Annotated in this window: 18 protein-coding genes and 1 pseudogene; 13 read left to right on the top strand and 6 right to left on the bottom strand. The window is 35.0% G+C overall.

Translation table 11 applies throughout. The features are described from left to right. Positions 1-266: 266 nt before the first annotated feature. The gene (locus ETSB_RS05940) at positions 267-2,558 is read right to left on the bottom strand and encodes a hybrid sensor histidine kinase/response regulator (RefSeq protein ID WP_044106891.1); all 2,292 of its coding nucleotides are present in this window, start codon (positions 2,556-2,558) and stop codon (positions 267-269) included. A gap of 110 nt (positions 2,559-2,668) precedes the next feature. Between ETSB_RS05940 and ETSB_RS09335 the strand changes: the two are divergent. The 3 genes and pseudogenes from ETSB_RS09335 to grxD all read left to right on the top strand — a co-directional run. Next, positions 2,669-3,179, top strand: a pseudogene (locus ETSB_RS09335) (cobaltochelatase subunit CobN); the annotation flags it as partial. 127 nt (positions 3,180-3,306) lie between these two features. Then, a complete protein-coding gene (locus ETSB_RS05930) occupies positions 3,307-3,567 on the top strand; it encodes a BolA family protein (protein ID WP_044106889.1) in 261 nt (86 codons plus the stop codon). A gap of 118 nt (positions 3,568-3,685) precedes the next feature. After that, on the top strand, positions 3,686-4,009 hold the full coding sequence (grxD, locus tag ETSB_RS05925) for a Grx4 family monothiol glutaredoxin (RefSeq protein ID WP_044106888.1): 324 nt from the start codon (positions 3,686-3,688) through the stop codon (positions 4,007-4,009). A 69-nt stretch (positions 4,010-4,078) separates the two neighbouring features. On the opposite strand, the gene ETSB_RS05920 is transcribed toward grxD, so the two are convergent. Continuing rightward, complete coding sequence (locus ETSB_RS05920) at positions 4,079-4,321, bottom strand: DUF6761 family protein (protein ID WP_044107655.1); 243 nt, start codon at positions 4,319-4,321, stop codon at positions 4,079-4,081. 290 nt (positions 4,322-4,611) lie between these two features. On the opposite strand from ETSB_RS05920, the gene ETSB_RS05915 reads away from it, so the two are divergent. Continuing rightward, on the top strand, positions 4,612-5,421 hold the full coding sequence (locus ETSB_RS05915; RefSeq protein ID WP_044106886.1) for a response regulator transcription factor: 810 nt from the start codon (positions 4,612-4,614) through the stop codon (positions 5,419-5,421). A gap of 59 nt (positions 5,422-5,480) precedes the next feature. Here ETSB_RS05915 and crtD read toward each other — a convergent pair whose 3' ends face one another. Then, a complete protein-coding gene (crtD, locus tag ETSB_RS05910; RefSeq protein WP_044106885.1) occupies positions 5,481-6,986 on the bottom strand; it encodes a C-3',4' desaturase CrtD in 1,506 nt (501 codons plus the stop codon). 90 nt (positions 6,987-7,076) lie between these two features. On the opposite strand from crtD, the gene ETSB_RS05905 reads away from it, so the two are divergent. Next, positions 7,077-7,769: a diacylglycerol/polyprenol kinase family protein gene (locus ETSB_RS05905; protein WP_145972287.1), complete on the top strand. Its 693-nt coding sequence runs from the start codon at positions 7,077-7,079 to the stop codon at positions 7,767-7,769. A 631-nt stretch (positions 7,770-8,400) separates the two neighbouring features. Here ETSB_RS05905 and ETSB_RS05900 read toward each other — a convergent pair. Further along, positions 8,401-9,534: a DegT/DnrJ/EryC1/StrS family aminotransferase gene (locus tag ETSB_RS05900; protein ID WP_044106884.1), complete on the bottom strand. Its 1,134-nt coding sequence runs from the start codon at positions 9,532-9,534 to the stop codon at positions 8,401-8,403. Positions 9,535-11,300: 1,766 nt separating this feature from the next. Between ETSB_RS05900 and ETSB_RS05895 the strand changes: the two genes are divergently transcribed. From ETSB_RS05895 to ETSB_RS05880, 4 genes are all read left to right on the top strand, one after another. Next, entirely contained in the window at positions 11,301-11,978 is a 678-nt protein-coding gene (locus ETSB_RS05895) for an ATP-dependent Clp protease proteolytic subunit (RefSeq protein ID WP_044106883.1), read from the top strand. A 38-nt stretch (positions 11,979-12,016) separates the two neighbouring features. Further along, a complete protein-coding gene (locus ETSB_RS05890) occupies positions 12,017-12,616 on the top strand; it encodes an ATP-dependent Clp protease proteolytic subunit (RefSeq protein WP_044106882.1) in 600 nt (199 codons plus the stop codon). A 1,483-nt stretch (positions 12,617-14,099) separates the two neighbouring features. After that, the gene (locus ETSB_RS05885; protein ID WP_408643732.1) at positions 14,100-15,131 is read left to right on the top strand and encodes a hypothetical protein; all 1,032 of its coding nucleotides are present in this window, start codon (positions 14,100-14,102) and stop codon (positions 15,129-15,131) included. A 494-nt stretch (positions 15,132-15,625) separates the two neighbouring features. Next, positions 15,626-16,180 carry a hypothetical protein gene (locus tag ETSB_RS05880; RefSeq protein ID WP_044106880.1) on the top strand — a complete coding sequence of 185 codons (555 nt, stop codon included), beginning with the start codon at positions 15,626-15,628 and terminating at the stop codon, positions 16,178-16,180. A 167-nt stretch (positions 16,181-16,347) separates the two neighbouring features. Here the strand turns inward: ETSB_RS05880 and hisD are convergent, their stop codons facing one another. Next, the gene (hisD, locus tag ETSB_RS05875) at positions 16,348-17,652 is read right to left on the bottom strand and encodes a histidinol dehydrogenase (RefSeq protein WP_044106879.1); all 1,305 of its coding nucleotides are present in this window, start codon (positions 17,650-17,652) and stop codon (positions 16,348-16,350) included. A gap of 1,591 nt (positions 17,653-19,243) precedes the next feature. Between hisD and ETSB_RS09985 the strand changes: the two genes are divergently transcribed. The 3 genes from ETSB_RS09985 to ETSB_RS05865 all read left to right on the top strand — a co-directional run bounded on the left by ETSB_RS09985 (position 19,244) and on the right by ETSB_RS05865 (position 22,001). Further along, positions 19,244-19,381: a hypothetical protein gene (locus ETSB_RS09985; RefSeq protein ID WP_171816421.1), complete on the top strand. Its 138-nt coding sequence runs from the start codon at positions 19,244-19,246 to the stop codon at positions 19,379-19,381. Between the two features lie 375 nt (positions 19,382-19,756). Then, positions 19,757-20,689: an acetyl-CoA carboxylase, carboxyltransferase subunit beta gene (accD, locus tag ETSB_RS05870; protein WP_044106878.1), complete on the top strand. Its 933-nt coding sequence runs from the start codon at positions 19,757-19,759 to the stop codon at positions 20,687-20,689. 157 nt (positions 20,690-20,846) lie between these two features. Beyond that, a complete protein-coding gene (locus tag ETSB_RS05865) occupies positions 20,847-22,001 on the top strand; it encodes an NAD-dependent epimerase/dehydratase family protein (RefSeq protein ID WP_044106877.1) in 1,155 nt (384 codons plus the stop codon). A 1,108-nt stretch (positions 22,002-23,109) separates the two neighbouring features. On the opposite strand, the gene ychF is transcribed toward ETSB_RS05865, so the two are convergent. After that, the gene (ychF, locus tag ETSB_RS05855; RefSeq protein ID WP_044106874.1) at positions 23,110-24,201 is read right to left on the bottom strand and encodes a redox-regulated ATPase YchF; all 1,092 of its coding nucleotides are present in this window, start codon (positions 24,199-24,201) and stop codon (positions 23,110-23,112) included. Positions 24,202-25,048: 847 nt separating this feature from the next. Here ychF and ETSB_RS05850 point away from each other — a divergent pair. After that, positions 25,049-25,966: a PhzF family phenazine biosynthesis protein gene (locus tag ETSB_RS05850; RefSeq protein WP_044106873.1), complete on the top strand. Its 918-nt coding sequence runs from the start codon at positions 25,049-25,051 to the stop codon at positions 25,964-25,966. The last annotated feature ends 765 nt before the right edge of the window (positions 25,967-26,731 follow it).

The following is a 26,731-nucleotide window of genomic DNA, read 5'->3' as shown; positions in this document are numbered from 1 at the left end:
AACTTAACCCTAAAACCCAGTAAATTAACAACAATTACTAATATCGAATTTATCGAAAAAATTATTAATTAAGAAAATCAACTTTAGAAAAGGTTTAATTTTTGTCAAATCAAGTTGACAGTAAAAAACTTAGATATTATGTAGAGTCTATTTATAGAAGTATGGCAATAATTAGAATAAGAGCAAGAAGAAGCTACATTATTTATTGCTTAGAAAAGATGATAGTAACTAAATTATTTTCAGGGATTTTGAATAAAAATAACAATTTACATTGAATCATCTTCCTCATTATTTTCAGTAGACATTAAAGCATTAATTCTTTTTAACAAAAGATTAGGTTGAATAGGTTTTAATAGATAATCATCAATTCCCCTTTGAGAAATATCTGTCCAATCTGTTGAAGATATTTGATGACTCAGTAACAAGACTTTGATTGATTTAGTATTGGATAACTGTTTAAGGGTGTCGCTAATTTGATAAGTATCGGTAAAATCTTGATCTAGAATAACAGCAGTTGGCTCCAAAAGTTCAATAGTCTTAACTGCAGTAGCACTATCTATCAACCAGATAAATTGATAATTAGCTGCTGTTAATAGTTCTCCTACCAACGTGGCAATTTCTTCATTACTTTCAATTAAGACAATACTTCTATTGCCTTTAAAAAATAATTGATCACGCTCTAAATTTCCTGATAATTTTAGTTGGCGTTGGGGTTGATTAGGTAGCCTAACCGTAAAGATTGATCCTTTTTCTAAAACGGATTCCACCTCAATTGTTCCTCCATGAAGTTCAACTAATTGTTTAGTTAAAGCTAACCCTAGTCCGGTTCCTCCATAAGTACGTTGACGAGAGGTTTCCAATTGTTGAAATGATTCGAATAAAAGAGGAATTTGATTTTCAGCAATTCCAATTCCCGTGTCTTCTACTTGAAAACTCCCCTGATTTCCTTCCCGCCAAATTCTTAAGGTAACCGTTCCTCCCTCCGATGTAAATTTTAAGGCATTATTCAATAAATGATAGAGAATTTGTTGTAGTCTTTCAGGATCGGCAAAAAACTGATTTTCTTCTTGACCTTTTACTTTTAATTCTAATAATAATTTAATATTTTTTTGTTTAGCTTCTTTTTTAAATTTTTGATAGGCAGTTTTAGCTACACTTTTTAAGTTAGATTCTTGAATAGATAAAACATATTTACCAGCTTCTAGCTTAGAAAATTCTAGTATTTCATTAATCATTTCTAACAAATGTTTTCCACTATCTTGAATAGTCCGAAGATATTGTCTTTGTTTGTGTAAAGGAAACGATTTATTTTCTCCTGACCAATATAACAATGTTCCTGACAATCCAATAATACAGGTCAAAGGAGTACGTAATTCATGGCTCATATTTCCTAAAAATTCACTTTTAGAATAGTTCGCTGCTTGGGATGCTAATAAAGCATCTCGAAGTTCTTTTGTTTTTTCAATAACTCGCTGTTCAAAGGTTTTCTTTTGTTCTTGAACTTGGGTGTATAATTGAGCTTGATAAATGGCGATTGCCAAATGTTCTCCAATTTGTCCTAAAAAATTTTTTTCACTATCAAACCACTGTCTTTTTTCAAAACATTGATGAGCGATTAGTAGTCCCCAAAGTGTCTCTTCAACAATAATAGGGACAATTAATTCAGACTTTATCCAATATTTTTCGAAAAATTGTGTTAAAGAAAATGACGAAGAGCAAGTTTGATCTACGTCTTCTATAGCTATAATCGAACCTCGACGAGATTCTTCCTGATAACCAATAATATAGAAAAATCGATTATCTTCAGCAGCAACATTTAAAAGAGAGGGAATTTTAGTAAAAAGCTTAGATTCGTAGGTAACACATCCCCAATTTTGATTAGACTTAATGTCTGACAAATGATCAGATTTTTTATAACCAAATTCATAAATAACTGACCGGTCAACTTGAAGAAAACTTCTGAGTTCTCTGACTGCCGTTTCTAGAATACTTGATAAATCTAAATCTTGGCGAATTTGAGCAATAATCTGCTTGAGTAATCGTTCTTGGGCAATTTTTTGCCGCATAGTATCCTCTAGTTTATAAAAACCAGAATCTCTATAAATTTTTTGAGAATTATTGATGGAATCTGGTGCTAAAATATTTAATAATTGAGTGATAAAAATATTTTCTAGGAAACTTGATGAAATCTGTTGACTCAAAGAAAATTGCGTGAGAAGCTCCCATAAGATAAATGAGGGAGCAAGATTTTGTTTTAGATCATTGATAAAGTCTGCAATCACCTGTCGATCCCAAATAATACTTACCTGATAACATAAGGCAGTGGGATCAAAGGTTCCCCGTAACAAAAGACTCAATTCAGAAGATAATAATAAGGAAAAATGTTCTTCTGCTAAACTCCTGTCAGGATTAGGAATTTCTGCTAATATCATCTCCTGTGTAATTAGTGTTCCATTTATTTCCTCCATTGCTGCAAGTTGTCGCCAGAGAGAACTTAATTCCTCAAACACTCTAATGGATATGGTTCGGCGTAACATAGAGTCTTGAAAACGAGTCATTAATCTTGGAGACAGTTAGAGACAACGCAGGTAAAGCCCTTGATCTAGAATCTACCTAATTCACTACGCCATACCTGAAACCTAATAATTTTTAAAGATAAGGAGTTTCAATGCACCGAATTGCTGCTACCCCAGGAGGCTGAACTTCTGATAACGAAGGTGTAGTCTTTGTTGAACAAAACTCAGCTCCGATTATTTTTCTTAGTGCAGCCGATACAGATATTCAAAATTTAGTCCATGCAATTAACCATTTACCGACTGATTTTCCGGCAATACGGCCTGTTAATTTTCTACAATTGCAACAACAACTGAGTATTGATAGCTATGCCGACACAGTATTGTCCCAAGCTAAGGTTATTGTTTTACGATTATTAGAGGGTCGATCATATTGGTCTTATGGGTTAGAAGTCGTTAAAGAAATTGCTATTTCTTTAACGATTCATCTTTTTATTCTACCAGGCGATGATCACCCTGATCCTGATTTAATGATTCATTCCACAGTTTCTTTAAATCACAGTAATCAATTATGTATGGCGATATTTAACTGAAGGAGGCATAGAAAATTGGGTAAATGCTTTAAAATTCATCTGTAATATTTATCAAAAAACATCCTATAATCCTCTGCAATCTCCACTTTGTTCTGAATCTATTAATTAAGAAAACATGATATTCAGCTACAGATAAAACAGCAAGAATTAAGTCATTATAATGATATTATCTGTAATAAATAATTGTTAAGGAATCCTCAATGATTGGACTTGAACAAGTTGAAACTATGATTAAAGAGCGGCTCCCCGATGCTCAAGTAATAATTAGAGATATCAAAGGGGGAGGAAATCATTTAGAAGCCTTGGTTGTTTCGGCTGAATTTGAAGGAAAAACCAAAGTCAAGCAACATCAATTGGTGTACAGTGCGATCCAAGAGGCCCTGGACTCAGAAGCTATTCACGCCCTAGCCTTAAAAACTTATACCCCTCAAACTTGGAAAACGGCACAATCAGTTGTCTAACTTAGAGTCTAAGCTAGAATAAACGGCAACTAGGATTAACTTCTATTGTTTCATCATCCATTGGTTTACTATCTATAATCTTCGCCGTCAAAATCTGTCATTTATTTTTGGAGTGTTTATGACACCGGAACTTAAAAATCGTCTTGATCAGTTAATCAACAGCCACAAAATTTTAGTCTTTATGAAGGGAGCTAAGTTGATGCCCCAGTGCGGATTTTCTAACAATGTTGTTCAAATTCTTAATACTCTAGGGGTTTCCTATGAAACAGTCGATGTTCTAACAGACCATGACATTCGCCAAGGAATTAAAGAATATTCTAATTGGCCAACTATTCCTCAAGTTTATATAAATGGGGAGTTTGTTGGTGGTTGTGACATTATGATTGAAATGTATCAAAATGGTGAGCTGCAGCAAATGGTTGAATTAGCATTAGCTTCATAAATCAAAAACTAAGGGGAAAGGAAAATTTATAAGAACCTCTTTCTCCTCAGTTTGAGATTTATGGAATTACTAGTAATCGGTTTGGGTTTGTAGTGACATTCCAAAGTTAGAAGGATCGCGCAAAAAACGCCACGCCTCTTCCTCTAAACGGTAAACTAAGTGAGCTTCGAGGGTACTAGAATGATGTAGACAGGCTAGATATCCATCCATATAAGATTGGACTTCGTCAAAGCGACGACCTCGATGCCATAAGTCCACCATACTGTCAGTTAGCTTTTGATAATAACGAATTGCTTGAGTATCTTGAAGCATGAAGAAATGACATAAAGAGGGTTTATAAAATAGAGGTTTAGTAGACATCGGAGAAAGCTCCATGAATTGTTGTTGGTATTATCGGAGACTTTCTTCAATTAATCGTTGATTTCATTGTAACCGCTTTATTTTTTAAATTTCACTTACGTATCCTGAAATAACAAAATAACCTTGAGTAATTCTTAAGAGTTTCTTAGGGACATGATGGAGATGTCGTAACAGATGTTACATATTCTTGACATTAGCTCTGTTAGCCTAATGGTGTTTATTTTATAGGGAATTAAACTAAGGTGAATCTGATTTATATTGCTATCGTTGAGGGAAATCCTCATCTGCGATCGCTTTTGGGTTGGCACTTACAGCAAGCAGGTTATATGGCTCAGCAATGCGCAAATCTCCAACAAGCTCGTAATGCTTTTGTCCATCGCTTGCCATCCTTAGTTATCCTCGACTCCGATTTACCTGATGGAGATGGCATGGAATTGTGTCAATGGTTATATAATCAGCGACAATCTTTCATTCTAATTCTATCTGCTCGTACTAGTGAAAAAGATATTGTTAAAGGACTTAACGCCGGAGCCGATGATTATCTAACCAAGCCCTTTGGTATGCAAGAATTTATGGCACGGATTGAAGCCCTAATCAGACGTTTGCGGGTGACTTCTGTCCCCCTCTATCTCGACTATGGGGATTTAAAAATTGATTTAGTTCAGCGTCGAGTCCAGTACCGAGGAGATTTTGTCGACCTAACTCCTCAGGAATTCAGTTTGTTGTATGTTCTAGCTCAAGCAGAAGGAAATCCCCTTAGTCGTTCAGAACTGCTGCAACGAGCTTGGCCTGAAGCTATTGATAATCCGCGAACAATTGATACCCATGTTCTTTCCCTTAGAAAGAAAATTGAAACTGACCCTCGACAACCGAGTCTCATTCAAACGGTTCGTAACGTTGGCTATCGATTCAATCCAGAAGTACTTCACGACTCCTCATCGACGTCCTCGGCGGCACCAACGATTGACACACAAGTGAATCTTCGCAGTCATAACTCAACAAGTTCTAATCAAACTAATCCTCGCTTATCCAATACATCTTCAATTAAGTAAGACATAAGACAAAAGTTTTTCTTTATTTCCCTTGTATCTCTACACTTCTCTACAAGAAATTACCGACTCATTTCTATTTGTCGGACAACGGTTAAAGCTGAATAGCTAACCCCTGCTGTTCCTTCCCCTGGATGAGTAGAATCTCCCACTAACCAAAGATTATTTAAGGGAGTTCTGGTTGCGATGCCAAAAGGTCCAAAAGTAGAGACACGCTGACCAACACCCCCGACAATACCTTTATCTCTAGCAGTAAATCTGGCAAAGGTGCAAGGCGTCGCGGCTTCTTGGTGAATAAGAGTATCTGGAGTAATATAAAAATAGGAACTTAAACGGGCAATCACTTCTGAGGTATATTGTCGTTTTAGAGCCTTATAGGCTTCTGGGGTTTTATTAAACCAAATTTGAGGGTCGGTAAAGGATGAAGCGATGATGGTGGCTTTTCCATCGGCGGCACGTCCATCCCCCGGTTTACTGACTGAAATAAACAAAGAATTATTTTCACTAATGGGTTGAGTATAATCATAAAGAAATTGTAAATGGGGGAAACATTTATCTGGAATGGCCCGACGATCAACCCCTAAATAAACCACAAATGCCCCTGATGGTCGAGGTAGTTTTTCTACGCGGTTTTGATAAAGTTTCCAGAAGAGAGACGGGGAGATATCTAATAATTTGATTAAATTTTGAATCGTAACATTAGCAACGACATGATCAGCGGTTTCTATCCTGGTTTCTCCAGTTTTCTGATGATGAATAGTGACCTGTTCAACGTGATTATTTTGGGGGTAAATTTGTTCGATACTATAGCCAAGTTTAAGTTTTCCCCCATGTTTTTCCAATGCTTCTACTAAGCAATCACTTAACACTTGCATACTCCCCTGAAAATGATACAAGCCTTGCGGAGCTTGAGAAACTGCTAAGGCAGTGGCTGCATATAACAAAGCAGTTTCATCAGCATTTACCTGGGAATAAAGCTTTAATTGCAAGTCCAGAAAGGTTTTAAGGCGTTGATCATTAGCTAACCCATACAAGCGTAATGCATCCACCACTGTCATAAAAACAAAGGGAACAGTGACAAAAGTGTCTAACCGCAGTGCAGAAATTAACTGCCAGAGATCCCAGATGTTACAAGGCGGTAGTACTGGATCTCGTCGTTGGAAGTTCCAACTAGCACGAGATAATTTACCCATTAATTGCCAAAAAGGTTCACTCCCTGGGAATTGTTTTTGTCTTTCAATTTGCCATTTTTTAGAATCTCGCCAGACTTGAATGGGTTCGGTTTCCCCTGGTAAAAACACGGCACAAGCTGGATCGCATGGAGTGGCGGGGGGAATATCTATCCCCAATTCAGCAAAAATTCGTTGATGAATGCCTTCAGGTTCTAACCCTGCCACTTGAGTTGCCCCCACATCAAAGTTCAACCCCTGCCGTTTGAAGCTGGATGCGCATCCCCCAGGAACGTCTGCTTGTTCATAGACAGTTACATCATAACCCCGACAGGCGAGTAATGCCCCTGCAGTTAATCCTCCAATTCCAGCACCGATAACAATAATGGAGTGTGGCATGGTTACTTAATTTATATTTCTTAATATTTTTTGATGATTATTGTAGTGTTTTCATCCGATAGGCAAACTATAATCAGTCGGTCTGTCAAAATTTATCTCACGTCTTTATCTAAATTGGAACCTCTTTTATCTGTCTGGTATCCCCTAAGTTTAGTCTTAATTTATTTAGGAACTATAATCAGTATAGCTGAAGGAATGAACCGTTCAAGCAGTAATGATGCCGAGTTTACCCGTAAAGTTGTTCACATTGGTTCTGGTAATGTCATTTTAATTGCTTGGTGGTTTAAACTGCCGCTATGGATATTGTTAGTTGCCTCATTCGTTGCTAGTTTCATTACGCTGATTTCCTATTTTCTTCCGATTCTTCCTAGCATTAATAGTGTGGAGCGTAAAAGCTTAGGAACATTTTTTTATGCGGTAAGTATTGGTATTTTAACCTATTGGTTTTGGACAATAAATAAACATCAATATGCAGTTATTGGCATTTTAATAATGGCCTGGGGAGATGGAATGGCAGCAATTATTGGTAAAAAATTTGGTCGACACCATTATCAAATTTTGGGAATTAAAAAAAGTTGGGAAGGCTCACTAACTATGATGGGCTTGAGTTTTTTAATTTCCAGTATTATTTTATTTTTCACAGGGGAGCCTATTAATTTAATACTTATATCTTCTTTACTAGTTTCCGTTATAGCGACAGGGTTAGAAACATTTTCTAAATGGGGAATTGATAATTTAACAGTTCCTTTAAGTAGTTCTATTGTTGCCTTTTATTTTACGTGAGTTCGACGATAGTTGAAAACATAAAAAATTTGACGATTATATTAAATAATAACCGCCAAAAATCAAGACTACAATAGTTGTAAAAGAATAGCCTGAAGCGAGGCTAACCTATTTTGACCATAAAAAGAATATTTTTGAGATGATTTAAGTATAAGCAATCAGTCTGGCACAATAGCTTAATCAGATAATAGTTGGTATAGATATAAAGATATGACAGAATAATTACAGATGTTGAGAGTGCCTTCCTCAGTAATTATTCGAAAACCCAATCTTTTCAATACTTATCAAAATCCGATTAATATTAAGATGATTTTGGAGCAATTAAAGACTTAGCAAGTTTTGTTAATTACTTGTTCTTTTCATATATAAATTAAGGTCTTTAATATATAAAAAATGGAAGCAGACATAATGGTAGTGCAAATAGCAGCACCTACAGATTATTTTATAACTCGCAATACTAATTGTAGTGATAAAAAAAGCTTAAGAGAATTTATTTTAGATGTGTTGCCCAATACTTATAATAAGAAAATAACTATCTATTAGGAGGTGGGTTAGAAATGAGTTCTTTGTAAAGACTAATACTTTTCCTCGTATCGTAACCCATTCTACCTAGAAGATTATAGTTGATCTACTAAATTAACTGTTTAACTAATGCTTCTCCTACAACTTGAGCTTCTTGTTCTGTCATTCCTGACGTTAACGGGGGACAAATATGCTTAGGACACCAATATTCAGCACAAGGGAAACTTTGACCGTCACAAACTCCTTTAAAAATTGGTTGTAAATGACAGGGAATTTCGTAAACTGTTCCTCCTAAAAAGATATTTTCTTCGGCTAATGCGGTCTTAATTTCCTGAGCTGTTTTTCCACTAGGAACATGAACAATTAATTTATATTGACTGGCATTATCCATGTGATCTGTAGACACAAATTTTAGTCCTACTTCTCGTAAAAAGGCAGTAATTAACTGATAACATTTTTGCCGTTTAGCTAACATTTGGGGTAATTTAGCCAGGTGAATTCGACCTAAAACCGCGTGAATTTCTGTCATACGGGTACTATTGCCAAAATCTGTATGTAATCCTCCAAAGTCCATTCCCCGTTTCCCTTGGTTTCGTAACGATCGCGCAATATAATCTTCTTTCTCATCATTGAGAGTGATCATTCCCCCTTCAAAAGTTGTCATTACTTTTGTAGGAAAAAACGAAAACGCCGCGCCATCTCCTAAATTTCCTGCCTTCACCCCATTAATTTGACTTCCATGAGCGTGGGCTGTATCCTCAAGGATAAATAGTCCTTTTTGACGACAATATTCAACAATACGAGGAAATTCTGGAGAAATAACTCCACCAATATGCACCCAAAGTATCCCAGAAATCTTAGGAGTTGCCCCTTTTTTTATAGCCTCTTGTACCATCTGTAAAGATGGGGCAAAGGTTGTTTCGTCCATATCGAGGTATTGAACCTGTCCCCCTATACGAAGGACAGCAGCGACAGTGGCGAAATTAGTATTGGTCGGAACTAATAACGTAGTGTTTTCAGCTTTTTTGATACGCAGGAGAATTTCTAATCCTGAAGAACCACTATTAACAGCAATCGCGTATTTTGTCCCCACATATCTAGCAAAGGCTTTTTCAAATTCTAAGGTATTTTTCCCTAAGACTAGTCTACCGGATTTCAGAATTGTTTTAGATTGTTCGGCAAAAAACTCAATTTCATCTTCTGTAATATCAAAATAAAAGGGTTTAATGGGTTGTTTTTTCATGTGACTAATAGAAATTACACTAACTCAGTTAATTTTAAACCCAAGATTAGTAATTGGAAGAGAAAAAAACAAGGAAATAAAAAAGACATTTTAACTTCTGACTTAGCTACTTCTCAAAAGACTGCCGCAGATCTTCGATCATAGTTTCATAGTTAGTGATATAAGACAAGATAATGGTTAACCTGCAAAGCTAAATTTCCATAACACCAAGTCCAGAGTAACCAAATAATTTGATAAAATTTATCAAATTATTTGGCTTTTCTTCAAATGCTAGAATAAGCATAGCAAGCTTCTACTGTTATTTTATCAAATTTGTGTCTAATGTGTTTTCCAGCAGTATTGCACTTAGTCCCTATTTTTATTTCGTATGGTTATGTCCCAGGCATAACTTCTGTAATCATAATATAGCAGATTTTTTTTAAAAAAATAGTCGACACATATAATGTATTTTACAATTATTTATATCCTGAAAACTTACATATATAGGGATAGAATTTTGAGATATAAATATAGAATAATATTTAGACAATTATAACTTTCATATTTAAGTTTTTACTGACAAAACCAGAGTCTATATAACCATAACTTATCACTATGCCGGAGCAACCAAAGAAAACCGAGCTTATAGAAAAAAAATATCTTGATAATTGAGGACAAAAGATTATGTCAATAATATTGCTCTCTACATCAAGTTTTTGTTCGCTCTTACTTTTAAACGATACACAAATAAAGAAGATATTTTTACTTATGCAACAAAAATACTAATCCTATAACTGTGGCTAGCTAGAGGCTTGTATGGTTATAGATAATTGATCAGCTAATAAAGCAACAAAAGATAGAGAACTGATGAAATATATAATAGGAGAAGAATTCGTATTTTATTCCTTTAATTTTGTATTCATAAGTTACTGTAAATCTGCTGTTTAAAGTAAATAATATCTGCGTATACAATAGTATTTAAATACTATTGTATTTAATACAACTATCAATAAAAAAATTGATTTAGCAACTCTGATAAAACCATAATTGATTGATTAAATTACTACCGTTAGTATAGACTTACCCATTGAAACCAGCTACCATTTAAGATAAATGTGTATTTTTTTATTCAATAGTTATAAACAAACTTGTCAAAAAACAATTTTGTACTCTACATCTAAGAAATCATAATTAATTTTATATTGCTTTCAACCTGCAATTTTTGTAATTTTATATTCTTTTTATATTGAGGAATAACATTGTTGCTATTGTTGTCGTTCTAGAGAAAATTGTTAATTAAGCTGGTGTGTATGACATCTATTGATAGATTTTTCAAAAAAACTTTTACTTACTTAAAACTTACTTTACTTATCAGTATCAACAGGGTTTTCTGATTTTTTAAAAATTAGCTTATAATTTTTGAGCAGTAATTGTTTTCTAAATTAGGATTTGATACAAAAATTAATATTCTATTGTGAGTCTAAATTACATACAAAATTAATCTATAAAAACTCATAGAAGTGATAAAAATTATTGTCTATATTTTATATAATTTATTATATTTCAAGCTAATATTTTTAAAATAAAGTGAGTTCAACGACGGTCTATCCCTGAAGTAAGTTAGAATCAAAAGCGGAAGCCATAATACCACTACGGGTCAGGCAAAGGGCAAAAGGCTTAGATATTCCATATAAGTTTATTACTTTTAGCTACTCCCTCATCTTCATGCGTGGTGTTATGTATCCCAAGCAATAGGACTATTAAAATACAAAACTAACAATTAACCAATGGAGATCAAAGCCGTTCAATCTGATTACTACGGAGACATTAACTTCCGAACACCTCCCCCAGATTTAGAATCCTTAATACTAAGAGAACGTATTATTTATCTGGGAATGCCTCTATTTTCTTCTGATGACGTAAAACAACAAGTCGGAATTGATGTCACTCAATTGATTATTGCTGAACTGTTGTATTTACAGTTTGATGATCCAGATAAGCCTATTTACTTTTACATCAACTCTACGGGTACTTCTTGGTATACAGGAGATGCTATTGGTTTTGAGACAGAAGCCTTTGCCATTTGCGATACCATGAATTATGTTAAACCTCCCATCCACACCATTTGTATTGGCCAAGCCATGGGAACGGCAGCGATGATCCTCTCAGCAGGAACTAAAGGTTGTCGAGCAAGTCTCCCCCACTCTACCATTGTTCTCAATCAAAACCGCTCAGGAGCTAAGGGTCAGGCTACCGATATTCAAATTCGGGCGAAAGAAGTGTTGTCTAATAAACAAACCATGTTAGAGATTTTTTCTAAAAATACGGGGCAACCTGTAGAGAAAATCTCCAAAGATACTGATCGTACTTTCTATTTAACCCCTCAGTCCGCGAAAGAATATGGCTTAATTGACCGAGTCTTAGAAAGTTCTAAAGAATTGCCTAAACCTTTAGCTACTGTTTAGTCAATTGTTGTTCACCTTTACCTTTTAATTAATCGCTTATGCCTCTTGGTGTTCCTAGTGTTCCGTATCGTCTTCCTGGTAGTCAATACGAACGGTGGATTGACATTTATACCCGTTTAAGTCAGGAAAGAATTGTTTTTCTCGGTCAGGAAGTGACCGACAGCTTAGCGAATCGCATCGTCGCCTTTTTGTTATACCTCGATTCAGAAGATTCTGGTAAACCAATTTATTTGTATATCAACTCTCCCGGTGGGTCCGTCACCGCAGGTATGGCTATTTACGACACAATGAAATACATTAAATCTGATGTGATTACCATTTGTGTTGGATTAGCCGCTTCGATGGGAGCGTTTTTATTAGCTTCCGGAACTTCAGGAAAACGTTTAGCCCTTCCCCATGCTCGCATTATGATACACCAACCCATGGGGGGAACAGGAAGACGACAAGCTACAGATATTGAAATTGAAGCCAATGAAATCTTGCGAATTCGTCGTCAACTCAATCAAATTTTAGCAAGTGAAACTCAACAAACTCTTGAGAAAATAGAGAAAGACACAGACCGAGATTATTATATGTCAGCAGAAGAAGCTAAGGGATATGGTCTAATTGATAAGGTTATTGATGAACGTACGGTTTAATTAATTGTTTACGTTTGTCATTATTCTATCCCCTCATGATGGTTACTATTTTGGGGGGAATTGAAATCTAAGAATGCTGCTATTATCCTCAATATCTAAGTTAAAATACGAATAAGTTGTCTCTTAATTAGGTGAGATTAAATAAGTAAAAAATAGAAAAGTAGTTAGAAAAGAGCGATTCAAGAATGCCCTTCATACCAGGAGCATCAATATTATGTTTAAATGCGGGAGGATAGAAAATTAAATAAATTACAGATTGGGTAAATATTTTAAAAAATACAGTTAAAAAAGAAATTTATAGATGGATGATTTAAGTAAAGAACAAAAGAATGGTAGAATTATTTGAAAAGTTTAAATAAAAAACCTTGAGAGGAAGAAGATATAAGGTATTTTGAATAGCTTTCGGAAAATAATTAAATGATTCATGACAGCCAACAATTATCTAATTTTTTTTTAAAAAAGGTATGAGGATCGAAACGAATAAAAGTAAAGACGATAATCGATCTATATCTTATATAAAAAGAAGCCTTCATAGCAGATTTATTTATATGAATTAGTTGTTATTGATAACGAGTCAGCATATAGATAGAGAGCTTTAAATCAACTTTTAGTAAAATTTTATATTACGTCATTTAAGTAATTAAAGTTTAATTTATGTCACTTTAGTTGATATCTTTTATTTTTTTTTTAAAATAGACTTTTTTTGCGGCTTTGCCTAAGTTGTTTTAACTATCAAATCGTTGGAAGATAACCTTAAAAATTGAACGAAAGCATCTAACAATAAACTTCTATCAAGACTTATAGTTTTTAACTGAGCATCTATTAATTATACATTAATATGTTCTTTCTGTTTTAAAAGAGAAGGGTACTCAAGTATGAATAAAAATCAACTAAATAAGATGTGATTCAACTCTGTTGTTCTTTTTTGACTTCTTAAGGCCTTGAAATAATTAGGTGACCTGTAAATAAGTAGGAAAGTCTGTATCTCTTAAACAGAGAGTTATTTTTTTATTTTGATTACTAAAATAGTTATACAAAGTAGTTAGAGTATACTTATTTTTGTTCAGTTTTAACTAAAATTTATGTTTTAAGTAGAGATTGTAAATAGTATTAAGTCTATTTTTATAGATGTATTATTATCTACTGTAATTATTAATATTCGAACCTTAAAATAACGGAAATATCTAAAATCTTCATCCACTGCATGAGCAAAAAATATGAAATTAACTAGTTTTATTAGTTATATCGTTTATAGAGTGCCATAGCTAAATTACCTATTCTAAGCAAAAATTACAACATCCACAGGACCAGCAACAACTTGTACTGAGATCAAACTTTAGGGTTAATATGAAAACCGAGTTATCATTCAATTATTAATGTAATATTGTGTGTATCTTAAAGTTATACAAGAAAAACACAATTTCAAGTTCTAACAGATAAACTGCTGCAGTTTAAGGAGGAAAACCTTGTGTTTTGGTTGAAAATGCAATCACAACTCATCAAGTCCCTTTGTCTATCGTTCCTTATACTCTTCCTTAGTTGGGGATTAATTGGCTGTAAAGATCGCCTAGAGACATCCCAATCTTTATTGGAACCGCCTTATGAAGCTATAGTCACAAACAAACTGGCAGAAGTAGCCCCTCCACCCGCTATCCAAGAATTATACAAAACCCTAGACCAATATCAGCCTCAAGTTGACATTATTAGCCCCGAAAATGATCGCGTTTTTCCTGAACCTAACATCGTTGTCAAACTCGATATAAAAGACTATCCTCTGTTTAAAGACCCTGACTTAGGACTTGGACCCCATCTTCATCTAATTCTCGACAATGAACCTTATCAAGCGATTTACAGTCTCGATGAACCGATTATTTTGGAGAATTTAACTCCAGGAACGCATACACTGCGGGTGTTTGCGTCAAGTCCTTGGCATGAAAGCTTCAAAAACGATGGAGCCTATGACCAGACTACGTTTTATGTTCTAACCAAAACGGGAGAAAACGCTCCAGATATCTCTCTTCCCCTCCTCACCTACAATCGTCCTAGGGGAATTTATGGCGCACAGCCAATTATGTTAGATTTTTACCTAACCAATGCCCCGTTACATTTAGTAGCACAAGAAAATGCCGATGATAAAGTGGTTGACTGGCGTATTAGAGTAACCATTAACGGGGAAAGTTTTTTAGTTGATAGATGGAAAGCTATTTATATTCAAGGGTTTAAGGAAGGAACTAACTGGGTCCAATTAGAATTTCTTGATGAACAAGGAAATATAGTTAATAATGCTTTCAACAATACAGTTAGACTCATTACCTATAAACCTAACGGTCAAGATACTCTGTCTAAATTAGTTCGTGGAGAATTATCGGCTGAACTTGCCCGATCTATTGTTGATCCTAACTATAAGGCTGATATCCCTCCTACACCTCTAGTTAAAGAAGCTCTTGCACAGGATGTCGATCCTTCTAACAAAGAAACCACACCTTCGGACGAAGAGCATTTATTTATTGATTAACTTTAGAAGAAACGACGAAAAACTCAGACTACTCTGTTGCTATTTCTGAAACCCCGGGAGAGTTTTCTGAAGTTTCTCCCTCCAAGAGATCTCTTGGAGAGAGAAAACTATCACTTAGTCAAGAAGCAACCATTGAAGAGGAAACAATAGAATTCAACACAAAAAAACTGACAAAAACAAATTATTGAACTCTCGTAAGAAAATCACTCAAATGTCCCCTAATGGTGTACTTTTTTCATGGAAAATACCTTAGTGGCGTAACATCGCTTCAACTTTCTTTGAAAAAGCCAACTATTATATCTCTCAATGCTTAGAAATCCTCATAACTAGACTAAATTCTTAAAGATTAGACAAACTGTCCGTTAATCTCAGAATTGATACCAAAGACTTATAAATTTATCTTTAAATTTTGAGGTCTATTCTAAGGAACTGAATTATGCTGATAGGCGTCTACGGATAATTTGCCCATAAAATTTAGTTGGAGTGAGGTTATCATGTTTTTTAAACATTCCCATTTACTAGCAGGATTAGCAGTAGCTGCCCTTTCAGCTTTATCTATTGCTCCTGTACAAGCAGAACCCACTAAGGGCGAAATGTTGATTAGCCAATTGCGCGGTCATGAACTAGAAGATCCCATCGAAGTTTATCAACAAGACTGGGTTAAGTTCAAGTTTGAAGACTATGCTATTGGACGTATCCGGGGTGTGACCGGTGATGTAGCTCAAGTCCAAACTATATCGCCTCCCTATGTTCAAATTGGGGATGATGAGGTGTGGCGTATCACCACTCGTCTCCCTAAGCGCTGGCCAACTTTAGTGGCAGGCTCTGACGTAATCATGAAAATAGTTGATAACAAATGGGTTATCCTCAGTGATGATGTGGAGAAATTCGAGTTGCTCTATGATTATGCCATGCCCGCATGGGTTTCTCGTCTAGACTTAAGAGAAGTAGCCCTCATTGAAAGGACCGACATTGATTGGGATCGTCCTGATGTTAGCTTACCTCCCTTGGCACCTAACACTGAAGTAGAAATGGATCGGGGTATGTAGTAGTGGTTTGTACTGACAGAAGTTAGAGTATTTGGTGACAAGATCAAAACATAACTACAATCAATAGCGTTACTCTATCAAGACGAGATCGGGTAACGTTATGATTTTATTGACGGTCCGGTCCGAGTTAACTTTAAGTTTCTTGTCCGTTCTGAGACTTGCAAGACTTATAAGAGGTTTTTTCTTTCTTCAACCGCCATTCTGTGGGCGGGAAACTCTTCGTAACTAGCTAAAGTTTGGGCGGTTTGTTTAATTTTGTCAAAGCCTTCAGACGTTAAATAAGCTACTGTCGAGCGTTTGACAAAATCAAATACGGACACTGCCGAATAAGACCGAGCAAAGCCTCCTGTGGGTAATACAGCATTAACGCCAATGGCATAGGTAGCCGCCGAAGAGGGAGTATATTTCCCTAATAAAATCTCCCCAGCATTATTAATTTTTCCTAGTAAACTGAGGGGATCTGACACCAATACTTCTAAATGTTCAGGCGCATAATCATTAATAAACTGAATTGATTCTTCTAAACTTGAAGTTAATACAATTCCTCCATAAGAAGCTAATCCATTTTCACAAAATTCTCTGCGCCATTGAGGAAGTTTTTTGAGGTATTCTAAGGCAAATTTCTGGGCTTTGTGAGCAACTGTTTCACTGTGGGTAACTAATAATGCTGCCGAGTCCGAACCATGTTCGGCTTCAATTAATAAGTCCACGGCGGCTAATTGAGGATCGGTAGTTTCATCAGCTAAGATGATACTTTCACTTGGTCCTGCAGGAAGTCCCACATCTACTTTGCCGACCAAAATTCGTTTAGCGGCCGCTCCGTAAATGCTGCATGGACCGATAAGTTTATCGACTTTAGGGACAGTTTCAGTGCCCAAGGCAATCGCCCCCAATGCTTGGATTCCACCAAGTTTGTAGACATCCTTAACCCCAGCCATTTCGGCTACCAATAGGGAAATGGGTTCCACGTTCCCTTGTTTATCGGGAGGAGTACAAACTACAATCTTTTTTACCCCTGCTACCATGGCCGGAATAGTCAACATCAACATAATTGAAGGAAACGCCCCACGACCTCTAGGAACATATAATCCTACCCTAGGAATGGGGGTAATTTTTTCTCCTGCAAAAATCCCGGTATCAATTTCAGCTAGATGTATTGGTTCTGGCATTTGCCTTTGATGAACAGCTTTAATGTTGCGAAACGACTGTTCGATAGCAGTTTTAACGTCTGCTTCAACTAATTCCCGTGCTTGAGCAAATTCTAGTTCTGTCACCCTAATGTTGTCTACCGATGCCTCTGAATAGTCGAACTTACGGGCATATTTAATCACTCCGACATCCCCAGTTTCGATGATCGCATCAATTACCTGCTTAGCAATAGGCAGCATCTGATCGACATCAACTTCTGCTCGTCGGTGCAAGAGAGCAAGTTCTTCGGAGGTTAATTGAGCAAGTTTAATAATTCTGACCATGATCGCTACTCCTAAATGCTGCGTCATTTCTTTATTATAAGCTCTGATTATATCTTCAGCTTTTGGGACTTATATTCAACAGTTGTATCAAAGTTATCATTTATAGTTCGCTAGAAAGACTTTTTTTGACTCTCCATACCATTGTCCAAAATGTTATGGTCGTTGTCATCAACTAGGAAAATCTGGAAATGTTACAGTGTTAGAATGATTATAATTATCGAGACCTTGTAGTTGGTTTCATATTTTTATTATATTAAACGCATTATTCGTTGGTAGGAGTAGTGACAAGACTAGTGTTTTTTGGGATCTCTTGGCAGGTTTACTCAAACTATATTAGGTTACTTAATTTATAGTAGTTACTTAATCACTATCTCCTCAATTGATTTGGTGCCATGACCTTGTTTAGAATTTTAACGAAATCAAAGTTAGTGTTGGGGTTAAGATTTAAAGTTATTTGGGGTTAATAAACTGCAAATATTCCCTACTAAAAGACAGAAATTTGTAGAGCTGTGTTAAAAATTTAGATTATGCTGAACTGATTATTTAGTATTAACCAATAAAGTGTTAATTTCTAATTTTTAACTATATAAATATATAACATCTACTTTTAATTAGTTTTAATTTAGTATTATTAATACTTGTTTTGCTTGAGTTATTTATGAGTTTAAATAGGATGCTAGTGATCTAATGCCTAATTGTTCTAAGGTTTTTTGTTACGATACTAGTCATTTAATCACTATCGTACTGATATCTAATATTAGTTTTACTTGTAATTTTTCTGGGCTACTCTTTTATTTTTAACTGATACATTGTCAGAAGGCTTCGCGGCGTTTTATCAGCCTGTTTTAATTGTTATTTTATTTAAATTTAATATTGTGGTTTTTAAAAATCAACATTTTTAAGCTATTTAAATTCTCATTTAATACGTTTTATTAGATGAGCAAATTAAGCATTAACTTGTTTTGTCATATGAAGTCTATTTGCTATTGATTACACTCTTATATGGGTTTCCAAAACTTATACTAATCTTTCCTATCTTGCCCAAAACGTTTTTTTTTCAATTTCCAGTTATTTTACTATCACTATTAACATCTATCAACACCAATATAATAACTTTTTTATCTTCAATTATATTAATTGTAACTAGAATAATTAACTTAATTTTTTTAAAATTATTCCTATTCCTTATTCACTCACTCCATTAATGTCATAAGGACAAATTAAGTAAAAACGTTAAGTCCAACATAATTCAATTAAAATACAACACCTGTCGGTGTGTTATACTAATAACAAGTATGGTTTTAAAACCTATTCAAAATAATTTTTTTTTATATTTTTTAAAAAATTACAGGTCCAGGAGAACTAAAATTTGGTCATTATATCCAATTAATATTGGATATAATGTAGTGTTAAAATAATTGGGGTAAATGATGGAGACACACACGGAGAAACAATGATTGGGAATTAATCAAGCTGAAAATATTTACTGTTATTAGGGAGGGTAGCTTTAGTTTTCAGGTTATTAAGCTTTCGTCGGGAACTATTTATTTCTCCTGGAACGAACCCCGGTATTAGGAACAATTTTAGCTATATGTTGGGGATATGTGATTGGATTATAAGCAATGGGGCGGAAGACGGGAGAAGATTGACATTTATTCAAAATAGTTCTCCTAAACAGTTTGCACAACAGTTTGTCGATGAAACAAACTTGGAACAATGGGATGATTAAGATGCTTTCCGAAGTGGGAAAAAAAGAAAATTATTTATAAACCCCGCCAAACACACGCCAAAATAGCCTCGTTTATTTATATCCAACTACTCATTATTTCGTTAGGGTTAAAGATTAACTTCTCAAGACTAATGACTCCTGATAAGATAAGCTCTGTATCTTGAATTATGGTAAGTACTGTTAATGATCGTTAGAAAGCTGTGTTAATGCAGTGAAGGTTATGTGCAAAAAATGTTAGTTGTGTATGATATATCGAGAATATATCGCTCAAGTCGTGTGATTGAAAACGGCTTTGTTATTATTAAGTTTACCTGAAAAAGATCAAATCTACGGCAGATCACAACTTTATTAGTTAATTTAATTACTGAAATTTATATGTCTCTATTAGACTGGTTTGCTAACCGAGAAAAATCTGAACCCATTATTCAAAAAAGACAAGAACGAGAAATCGCTGATGGATTATGGACTAAATGTGTTGCCTGTGATGTTCTTACTTATACGAAAGATCTTCGAGCGAATCAACTCGTTTGTACTGAGTGTGGTCATCATATGCGGGTAGACAGTGACGAACGGATTGCTCAGTTAATCGATGATGGAACGTGGAAATCCCTTAATGAACATCTAAAACCCACTGATCCCCTAAAGTTCTTTGATCGTAAAGCCTATAGTGATCGGCTCAAAGATACTCAGGAAAAAACAGGACTGATTGATGCAGTACAAACAGGAACAGGATTAGTCGATGGTTTACCCCTAGCTCTCGGTGTAATGGATTTTCGATTTATGGGGGGAAGTATGGGATCAGTGGTTGGGGAGAAACTTTGTCGTTTGGTTGAATATGCTACCCAAGAACGATTACCCGTTGTCATTGTCTGTGCTTCAGGAGGGGCACGGATGCAAGAAGGAATGTTAAGCTTAATGCAGATGGCGAAAATTGCTGGAGCCCTAGCATTGTATAGGGATAAACAATTACTGTACATTCCTGTGTTAACCCATCCTACTACTGGGGGAGTCACGGCAAGTTTTGCTATGTTAGGGGATATTATTTTAGCTGAACCCAAAGCAACCATTGGCTTTGCTGGACGACGGGTAATTGAACAAACTTTACGAGAAAAACTCCCGGAAGGCTTCCAAACCTCTGAGTATTTGCTCAAACATGGCTTTGTTGATGCGATTGTTTCCCGTACTCAATTAAAGAAAATCTTAGCTCAGTTAATTAGTCTTCATCAGCCTTTTTTCCCTGTTATTCCTCTATTAAAGGGAGAAGCATCACACCCAGAATCGGAGCTGTCACTCAAAGTTGATAGATAATAAATTTTCTAGGAGATGAACACAATCTATAAGAACACTCTTCAGAGAAGATGGTAAACTGTTGTATCAGGCACAAATTATCAAGATCAAATGGTTTAGAAAGCATCAAGATCTGGTATTTTTCCCGAAAATTGGCAAAATAATTTATTGAGTCAGTATGAAAGTTCTGGTTATTGGCGGTGACGGTTACTGCGGTTGGGCAACTGCATTATATCTTTCCAACAGAAGATATGAGGTTGGGATTCTCGATAATTTGAGTCGGCGATATTGGGATAGCAAATTAGGGGTAGATACCTTGACTCCTATTGCCCCAATTCAAAAACGTGTCCAACGCTGGAAAGATTTGACGGGGAATGGCATCGATCTGTTTGTGGGCGACATTACTGATTATGGTTTCCTGAGTAAAACTATACGCCAGTTTGAACCAGAGGCGATCATTCATTTTGGAGAACAGCGATCAGCCCCTTATTCGATGATTGATCGTGAACATGCAGTTTTCACTCAAGTGAATAATGTAGTAGGAACCTTAAATATCCTCTACGCAATTAAAGAAGATTTTCCCGAATGTCACCTTGTCAAACTGGGAACCATGGGAGAATATGGAACCCCGAACATTGATATCGAAGAAGGGTATATTACCGTCGAACATAATGGACGCAAAGATACACTACCCTATCCTAAGCAGCCTGGTAGTTTCTATCATTTAAGTAAAGTCCACGATAGCCACAATATTCACTTTGCCTGTAAGATTTGGGGCTTAAGAGCGACTGATTTGAACCAAGGGGTTGTTTACGGCGTTCTTACCGATGAAACGAAGATGGATGAGACGTTCATTAACCGCCTTGATTACGATGGAGTGTTTGGGACAGCGTTGAATCGTTTCTGTATTCAAGCAGCTATTGGTCATCCTTTGACGGTTTATGGAAAGGGGGGACAAACCAGAGGATTTTTGGATATTCGGGACACGATACGTTGTATAGAGATTGCGGTCGCCAATCCGGCTGATGCCGGTAAATTCCGAGTATTTAACCAGTTTACTGAATTATTCAGTATTATGGATTTAGCCCTAATGGTTAAAAAAGCGGGTAACTCCTTAGAGTTAAATGTGGAGATTAATAACTTAAAAAACCCTAGGGTCGAATTAGAAGAACACTATTTCAACGCTAAAAACACTAATTTACTTGATCTCGGATTGCAACCCCATTACTTGTCTGATTCTCTCCTGGATTCTTTGCTGAACTTCGCTCAGAAGTATAAAGGTAGGATTGATGAAGAACAAATCTTGCCCCGGGTATCTTGGCATAGAAAATAGAATCGAATCAATTTAACAACCGGCATAAGGTGGTTATTGCCCACCTTGTGCCGGTTGTTAAATTGATTCGATTCTATTAAACTTCTTCAAGTACACGATGCAATATCTTATTTTCAACTGCTACTTCTTCATATTTGCGTTATTGAGTCAATAACTCTCTAACAGTTTCTTTATACTTCTTTTCAGAAGAAACTTTTTCAGCTTCCACTGCTTGATTAATAATTTTTTCATGACCATTATTCATTTATGATATTTTTCTCGTCCATCAGTTCTCTGACTTTCTTTTCAGTTCTTATAATCTACTTCACCCCATAGCCGATTAACTCAGCTATTAGTAGTGCGACTGCGACGTATTTCTAGAAAATTCGTCGCACAGTTGACAGAAAATTTGAGAAAGTTAAGAGCTGAAAGCTCTCGGTGATACTTCTGGTGAATTATAAAATTAGTTTGATTGCAAAAAGTAGTCTATCGATAATCATTGAGCAAATAAGCGTAAACAAATAGAAGAGCAGTTGAAAAAGAGCGATCGCTAAATACTAGTTTCTCTAATAATTTGTCCAACAGAATTAGAAAAACAGACACCATCAAAATTGACTGCCATCTAGAAACTTTCTCCAGAACGAGAATAAAAACCAAAATTTCATGTCTCAATACAAGAGGATAAAAAGTTAAAGAAATTGCCTGTTGGGTAGAACTATTCCCAGACACATTTTTCGAGAAACAGAATAAAAAAACTTAATAATAAGCAGGGACTATCTAAAATTTTAAAAAAAGAGGGAAGAGTAAAATTAACTTACGGAAGAATCTGTCAGATTTTTAAAAAAAGAGCCCAAAGAAGTATACTCTGGTAACTTTGGACAAAACCTTGCAAAATCTCCTGCTTATGCATTATTTTTAAAAATTACACCCTATTCACTTATATTTTTTATTCTCCACTTATTGAGAAGTCTATATTTTGGTCATGTTGCGAGCTCTCCCCGTTCCGTACTGATAATGTATAGTAGCCTAAATTCTTGTCGTTGTTCAAACACAATCTCCAGTAGATTATGCGATCAATAATTTAGTCTGAAGTAACATAAATGATTATTAACCTTCTTCAATATCATAATTAAACATTAAATCTAAATAATAAAACATCTCCTTCTTTAACCTCATACTCTTTCCCTTCACTGCGAACTAACCCTTTTTCTTTAGCTACTGTCATAGTTCCACAGGTGACTAGGTCGTCATAAGCGACCGTTTCAGCCCTAATAAATCCTTTTTCAAAATCAGTATGAATGATTCCTGCTGCTTGAGGTGCTTTCATCCCAGCGTAAATTGTCCAAGCGCGAGTTTCTTGAGGTCCTGTGGTTAAATAAGTTCGTAATCGTAATAACTCGTAGGTGGCTTTAATTAAAGACTGCATTCCCCCTTCTGTTACTCCTAATGCTTCTAAATAATCGGCTTTTTCTTCACTAGGAATCTCTACTAATTCTGATTCTACCTGAGCAGAAACAATGACGACTTTGGTATTTTGCTCTTTAGCTTTTTGTTCAACTTGTTTCACCCAGTCATTCCCCGTAGCTAGGTCATCCTCAGAAACATTAGCGACATAAATAATGGGTTTTCTTGTTAGTAATCCCAAGGATTTAATCAACTCTTCTTCTTCTTCCGTTAAGTCTACGTAACGCGCCCCAACTGCTTCATTAAGTGCCGCGATGATCTTCTCTAAGGTAGGTATTTCTTTTTGTTCCTCTTTCTTCCCTTTAACTTGTTTTCGAACTCGTTCTAAGCGTTTTTCCGTTTGGTATAAGTCTGCTAAAGCTAATTCCAAGTTGATGACTTCGATATCTCTAGTAGGATCAACTGAACCCGATACATGAATAATATCATTATCATCAAAACAACGAACTACATGGACAATTGCATCTACTTCTCGTATATTAGCCAAGAATTGATTTCCCAAACCTTCCCCCTGACTAGCCCCTTTGACTAAACCGGCAATATCCACAAATTCAATTTGGGTGGGAACAATTTTTTCAGATTTAGATAATTTGCCTAATACCTCTAAACGTTTATCGGGAACTGCAACAACTCCTACATTCGGTTCAATAGTACAAAAGGGGAAGTTTGCTGCGTCTGCTTTAGCATTAGCAACTAAGGCGTTAAATAGGGTCGACTTACCAACATTAGGAAGTCCAACAATTCCAGCTTTTAGCATAAATTAATGATATAATGAAGAATAATCTATTAAGTAGTTATATATGTTTATAACATAAAAAGCGATCACCATAATGTCTTAAGGAATTTTTTCTTGTATAGCAGATCAAGCTTATGAATGAGTCATTTTATAGTTTACTTATTTGTTATTTTAATTCCTCTTTTAGACTAACGGGAGAAACATAAATAATAAACAAAAGTCAAAAACTTGCTTTGCAATATTTTTAATATATAATAAATAGTTATTATATATTTTGAAGTCATAGAGTATAGTCAAAACAAAAATTATATATATCATTAATCACTCTTAGACTAAAAAAGCTATTTATTGAAATTTAAAAATAACCTTAAAATTAAATATATAATTTTAAAGTTACTACAAAAAAATAAATTTAAATATGTGTTAATAAGCAAATGCAAATACATCTTTATTCAGCAGATATATTCACAACAGTAAATTAAATTTGGAAAAGTAAAATTTTATAGAGTTAGTGATTTCTGGTACAAAAAATTTTTAACCAATATTAGATTACCAAATTTGATTTTTAAAATTTCCCAGAAATCTTTAGATTTTGGATTAGAGTAACTATCACAAAATTTTTAGCAAAAATAGACTGATAAATAACTCAATGTATTTTTTTTATTGAACGACATTGAGTTATTTATATGGAAGTAGAACTGCTTTATTAAAACTTAAAGTATAGTGAAGGAAGATTGGAAAGAGCTAATAAATAAATTGATAAATATTATGTATTTTATGAATTAAATTGAGTTTAATAAATCAGGAAATATTTTAATAATTAAAGTCATCCCAATTAATTGAATAGAATAGAAATAATTAGAAAAAAATGAAGTATAAGTTCTATACAGCTGATGTGTTTACTGATCAAATCTTTGGAGGAAATCAGTTAGCTGTTTTTCCAAATTCCCGAGGGTTAAACACTCAAACAATGCAAAAAATTGCCGCAGAATTTAACCTTTCGGAAACAGTCTTTGTTTTTCCTCCTCAAACTTCCCAAGGAACCAGAAAAATCAGGATTTTTACTCCTGTAACCGAACTTCATTTTGCTGGACATCCCACTATAGGAACTGCCTATGTTTTAAGCTTTATTGGAGAGATTTCTATTTCTGAAGAAAAGCAGACTATTCTTTTAGAAGAAGGGATAGGATTAGTATCTGTTTCGATAAAAATTGAAAGGGGGAAACCAGTTTATACAGAATTAAAAGCTGCCCAACTTCCAACATTTAATGATAACTCTCCCTCGGTAATGGAATTGGTCTCAATTTTAGGGTTAAAAATCGCTGATTTTCGAGACGATAAATATTTTATTCAAGGAGTCTCTTGTGGGGTTCCTTTTTTATTTGTTCCCCTTCATAACCGAGAAGCATTAGGACATATTCAATTTAACCGTGATTGCTGGCAGCATATTTTAGCGAATCATTGGGCCCCTTCTGTCTACGTTTTTTGTTTTGATCCTGAAAGGGAAGGATCTGATCTGCGAGCACGAATGTTTGCTCCTTCCATGGGAATTCTGGAAGATCCTGCCACTGGATCAGCAGCAACAGCATTAGGAGGCTATTTAGCTATCCGAGAGGAGATTCCTAATGCAACTTTAAACTGGAGAGTTGAACAGGGTTTTGAGATGGGAAGGCCGAGTATTTTGGAGATAATTGCCAAAAAAAAACAAGGAAAAGTCATAGAAATTCAGGTTGGAGGATCGTCGGTTTTAGTGAGTGAAGGCTCAATGGAGATTCCTGATCTCTAAAGTATGATTTTAGGGTAAACAATACTTCTCTGGCTTGAGATTAAGACTTGAAAACTGCATCTTAAATACCTATCCAATATTCTTCTAAGTTTATTAAAAATTGATGTAATTTAACAGATTTATCGTAATATTCTTTGAGAAATAAACTGGTTTTACTTTTTTATAAGTAGGTGAGCTTAAATAAGTCTAAAAAGCAAAGACTTGCAAAAATAAGTTATCGCTCAGTGCCAGGTTTTATGAAAATTAGGCTAAAAGAATAAAAGATAAAAATTTATCTATATCGTAAATAAAAAACCTAAAACCTAAAAAATCAAAAAATACGCCTTACTCTATGTGGATAATCTAGTAAGTTATATTTATATATAAGTCGAAAAATAGAAAGTAATTCTATAGAGTAAAACAAAGGAAAAATGATTATATACTATGAGAGTTAATATTATACCTGAATAAAAGGTTCAATTTTACTTTATTATAGAGACAACATATAAACTTAAATCTCTACTAAATTTTACCTATCAATCTCAAGGTGATAAAAAAATAAATTTAGACCATAATCTTGACTATTATGATTTGGAGTTGATCGAAACGTTTATCGCTGTTTCTGGGGTTACGAGTTTAGAAGAAGGGTGTTACTATCACAACGGAGGAACTAATCTTGAAAGTAAAAAATAGACATAAGTTAGAATAATTTATTTACTGTCTTCCTGCCTCTACTTCAATCCGAAATTGGGAATTTAGATTGTGGATAGTATATCCCCCCACTGA

The organism is cyanobacterium endosymbiont of Epithemia turgida isolate EtSB Lake Yunoko (assembly GCF_000829235.1).
Taxonomy (GTDB): Bacteria; Cyanobacteriota; Cyanobacteriia; order Cyanobacteriales; family Microcystaceae; genus Rippkaea.
This window is presented reverse-complemented; position numbering and strand designations above follow the sequence as displayed.

Excerpts from the sequence above, each read along its gene's own strand:
- ETSB_RS05940 (WP_044106891.1), bottom strand. The coding sequence starts at position 2,558 with ATGACTCGTTTTCAAGACTCTATGTTACGCCGAACCATATCCATTAGA.
- ETSB_RS05930 (WP_044106889.1), top strand. The coding sequence starts at position 3,307 with ATGATTGGACTTGAACAAGTTGAAACTATGATTAAAGAGCGGCTCCCC.
- grxD (WP_044106888.1), top strand. The coding sequence starts at position 3,686 with ATGACACCGGAACTTAAAAATCGTCTTGATCAGTTAATCAACAGCCAC.
- ETSB_RS05920 (WP_044107655.1), bottom strand. The coding sequence starts at position 4,321 with ATGCTTCAAGATACTCAAGCAATTCGTTATTATCAAAAGCTAACTGAC.
- crtD (WP_044106885.1), bottom strand. The coding sequence starts at position 6,986 with ATGCCACACTCCATTATTGTTATCGGTGCTGGAATTGGAGGATTAACT.
- ETSB_RS05900 (WP_044106884.1), bottom strand. The coding sequence starts at position 9,534 with ATGAAAAAACAACCCATTAAACCCTTTTATTTTGATATTACAGAAGAT.
- ETSB_RS05895 (WP_044106883.1), top strand. The coding sequence starts at position 11,301 with ATGGAGATCAAAGCCGTTCAATCTGATTACTACGGAGACATTAACTTC.
- ETSB_RS05890 (WP_044106882.1), top strand. The coding sequence starts at position 12,017 with ATGCCTCTTGGTGTTCCTAGTGTTCCGTATCGTCTTCCTGGTAGTCAA.
- ETSB_RS05885 (WP_408643732.1), top strand. The coding sequence starts at position 14,100 with ATGCAATCACAACTCATCAAGTCCCTTTGTCTATCGTTCCTTATACTC.
- ETSB_RS05880 (WP_044106880.1), top strand. The coding sequence starts at position 15,626 with ATGTTTTTTAAACATTCCCATTTACTAGCAGGATTAGCAGTAGCTGCC.
- hisD (WP_044106879.1), bottom strand. The coding sequence starts at position 17,652 with ATGGTCAGAATTATTAAACTTGCTCAATTAACCTCCGAAGAACTTGCT.
- ETSB_RS09985 (WP_171816421.1), top strand. The coding sequence starts at position 19,244 with ATGTTGGGGATATGTGATTGGATTATAAGCAATGGGGCGGAAGACGGG.
- accD (WP_044106878.1), top strand. The coding sequence starts at position 19,757 with ATGTCTCTATTAGACTGGTTTGCTAACCGAGAAAAATCTGAACCCATT.
- ETSB_RS05865 (WP_044106877.1), top strand. The coding sequence starts at position 20,847 with ATGAAAGTTCTGGTTATTGGCGGTGACGGTTACTGCGGTTGGGCAACT.
- ychF (WP_044106874.1), bottom strand. The coding sequence starts at position 24,201 with ATGCTAAAAGCTGGAATTGTTGGACTTCCTAATGTTGGTAAGTCGACC.
- ETSB_RS05850 (WP_044106873.1), top strand. The coding sequence starts at position 25,049 with ATGAAGTATAAGTTCTATACAGCTGATGTGTTTACTGATCAAATCTTT.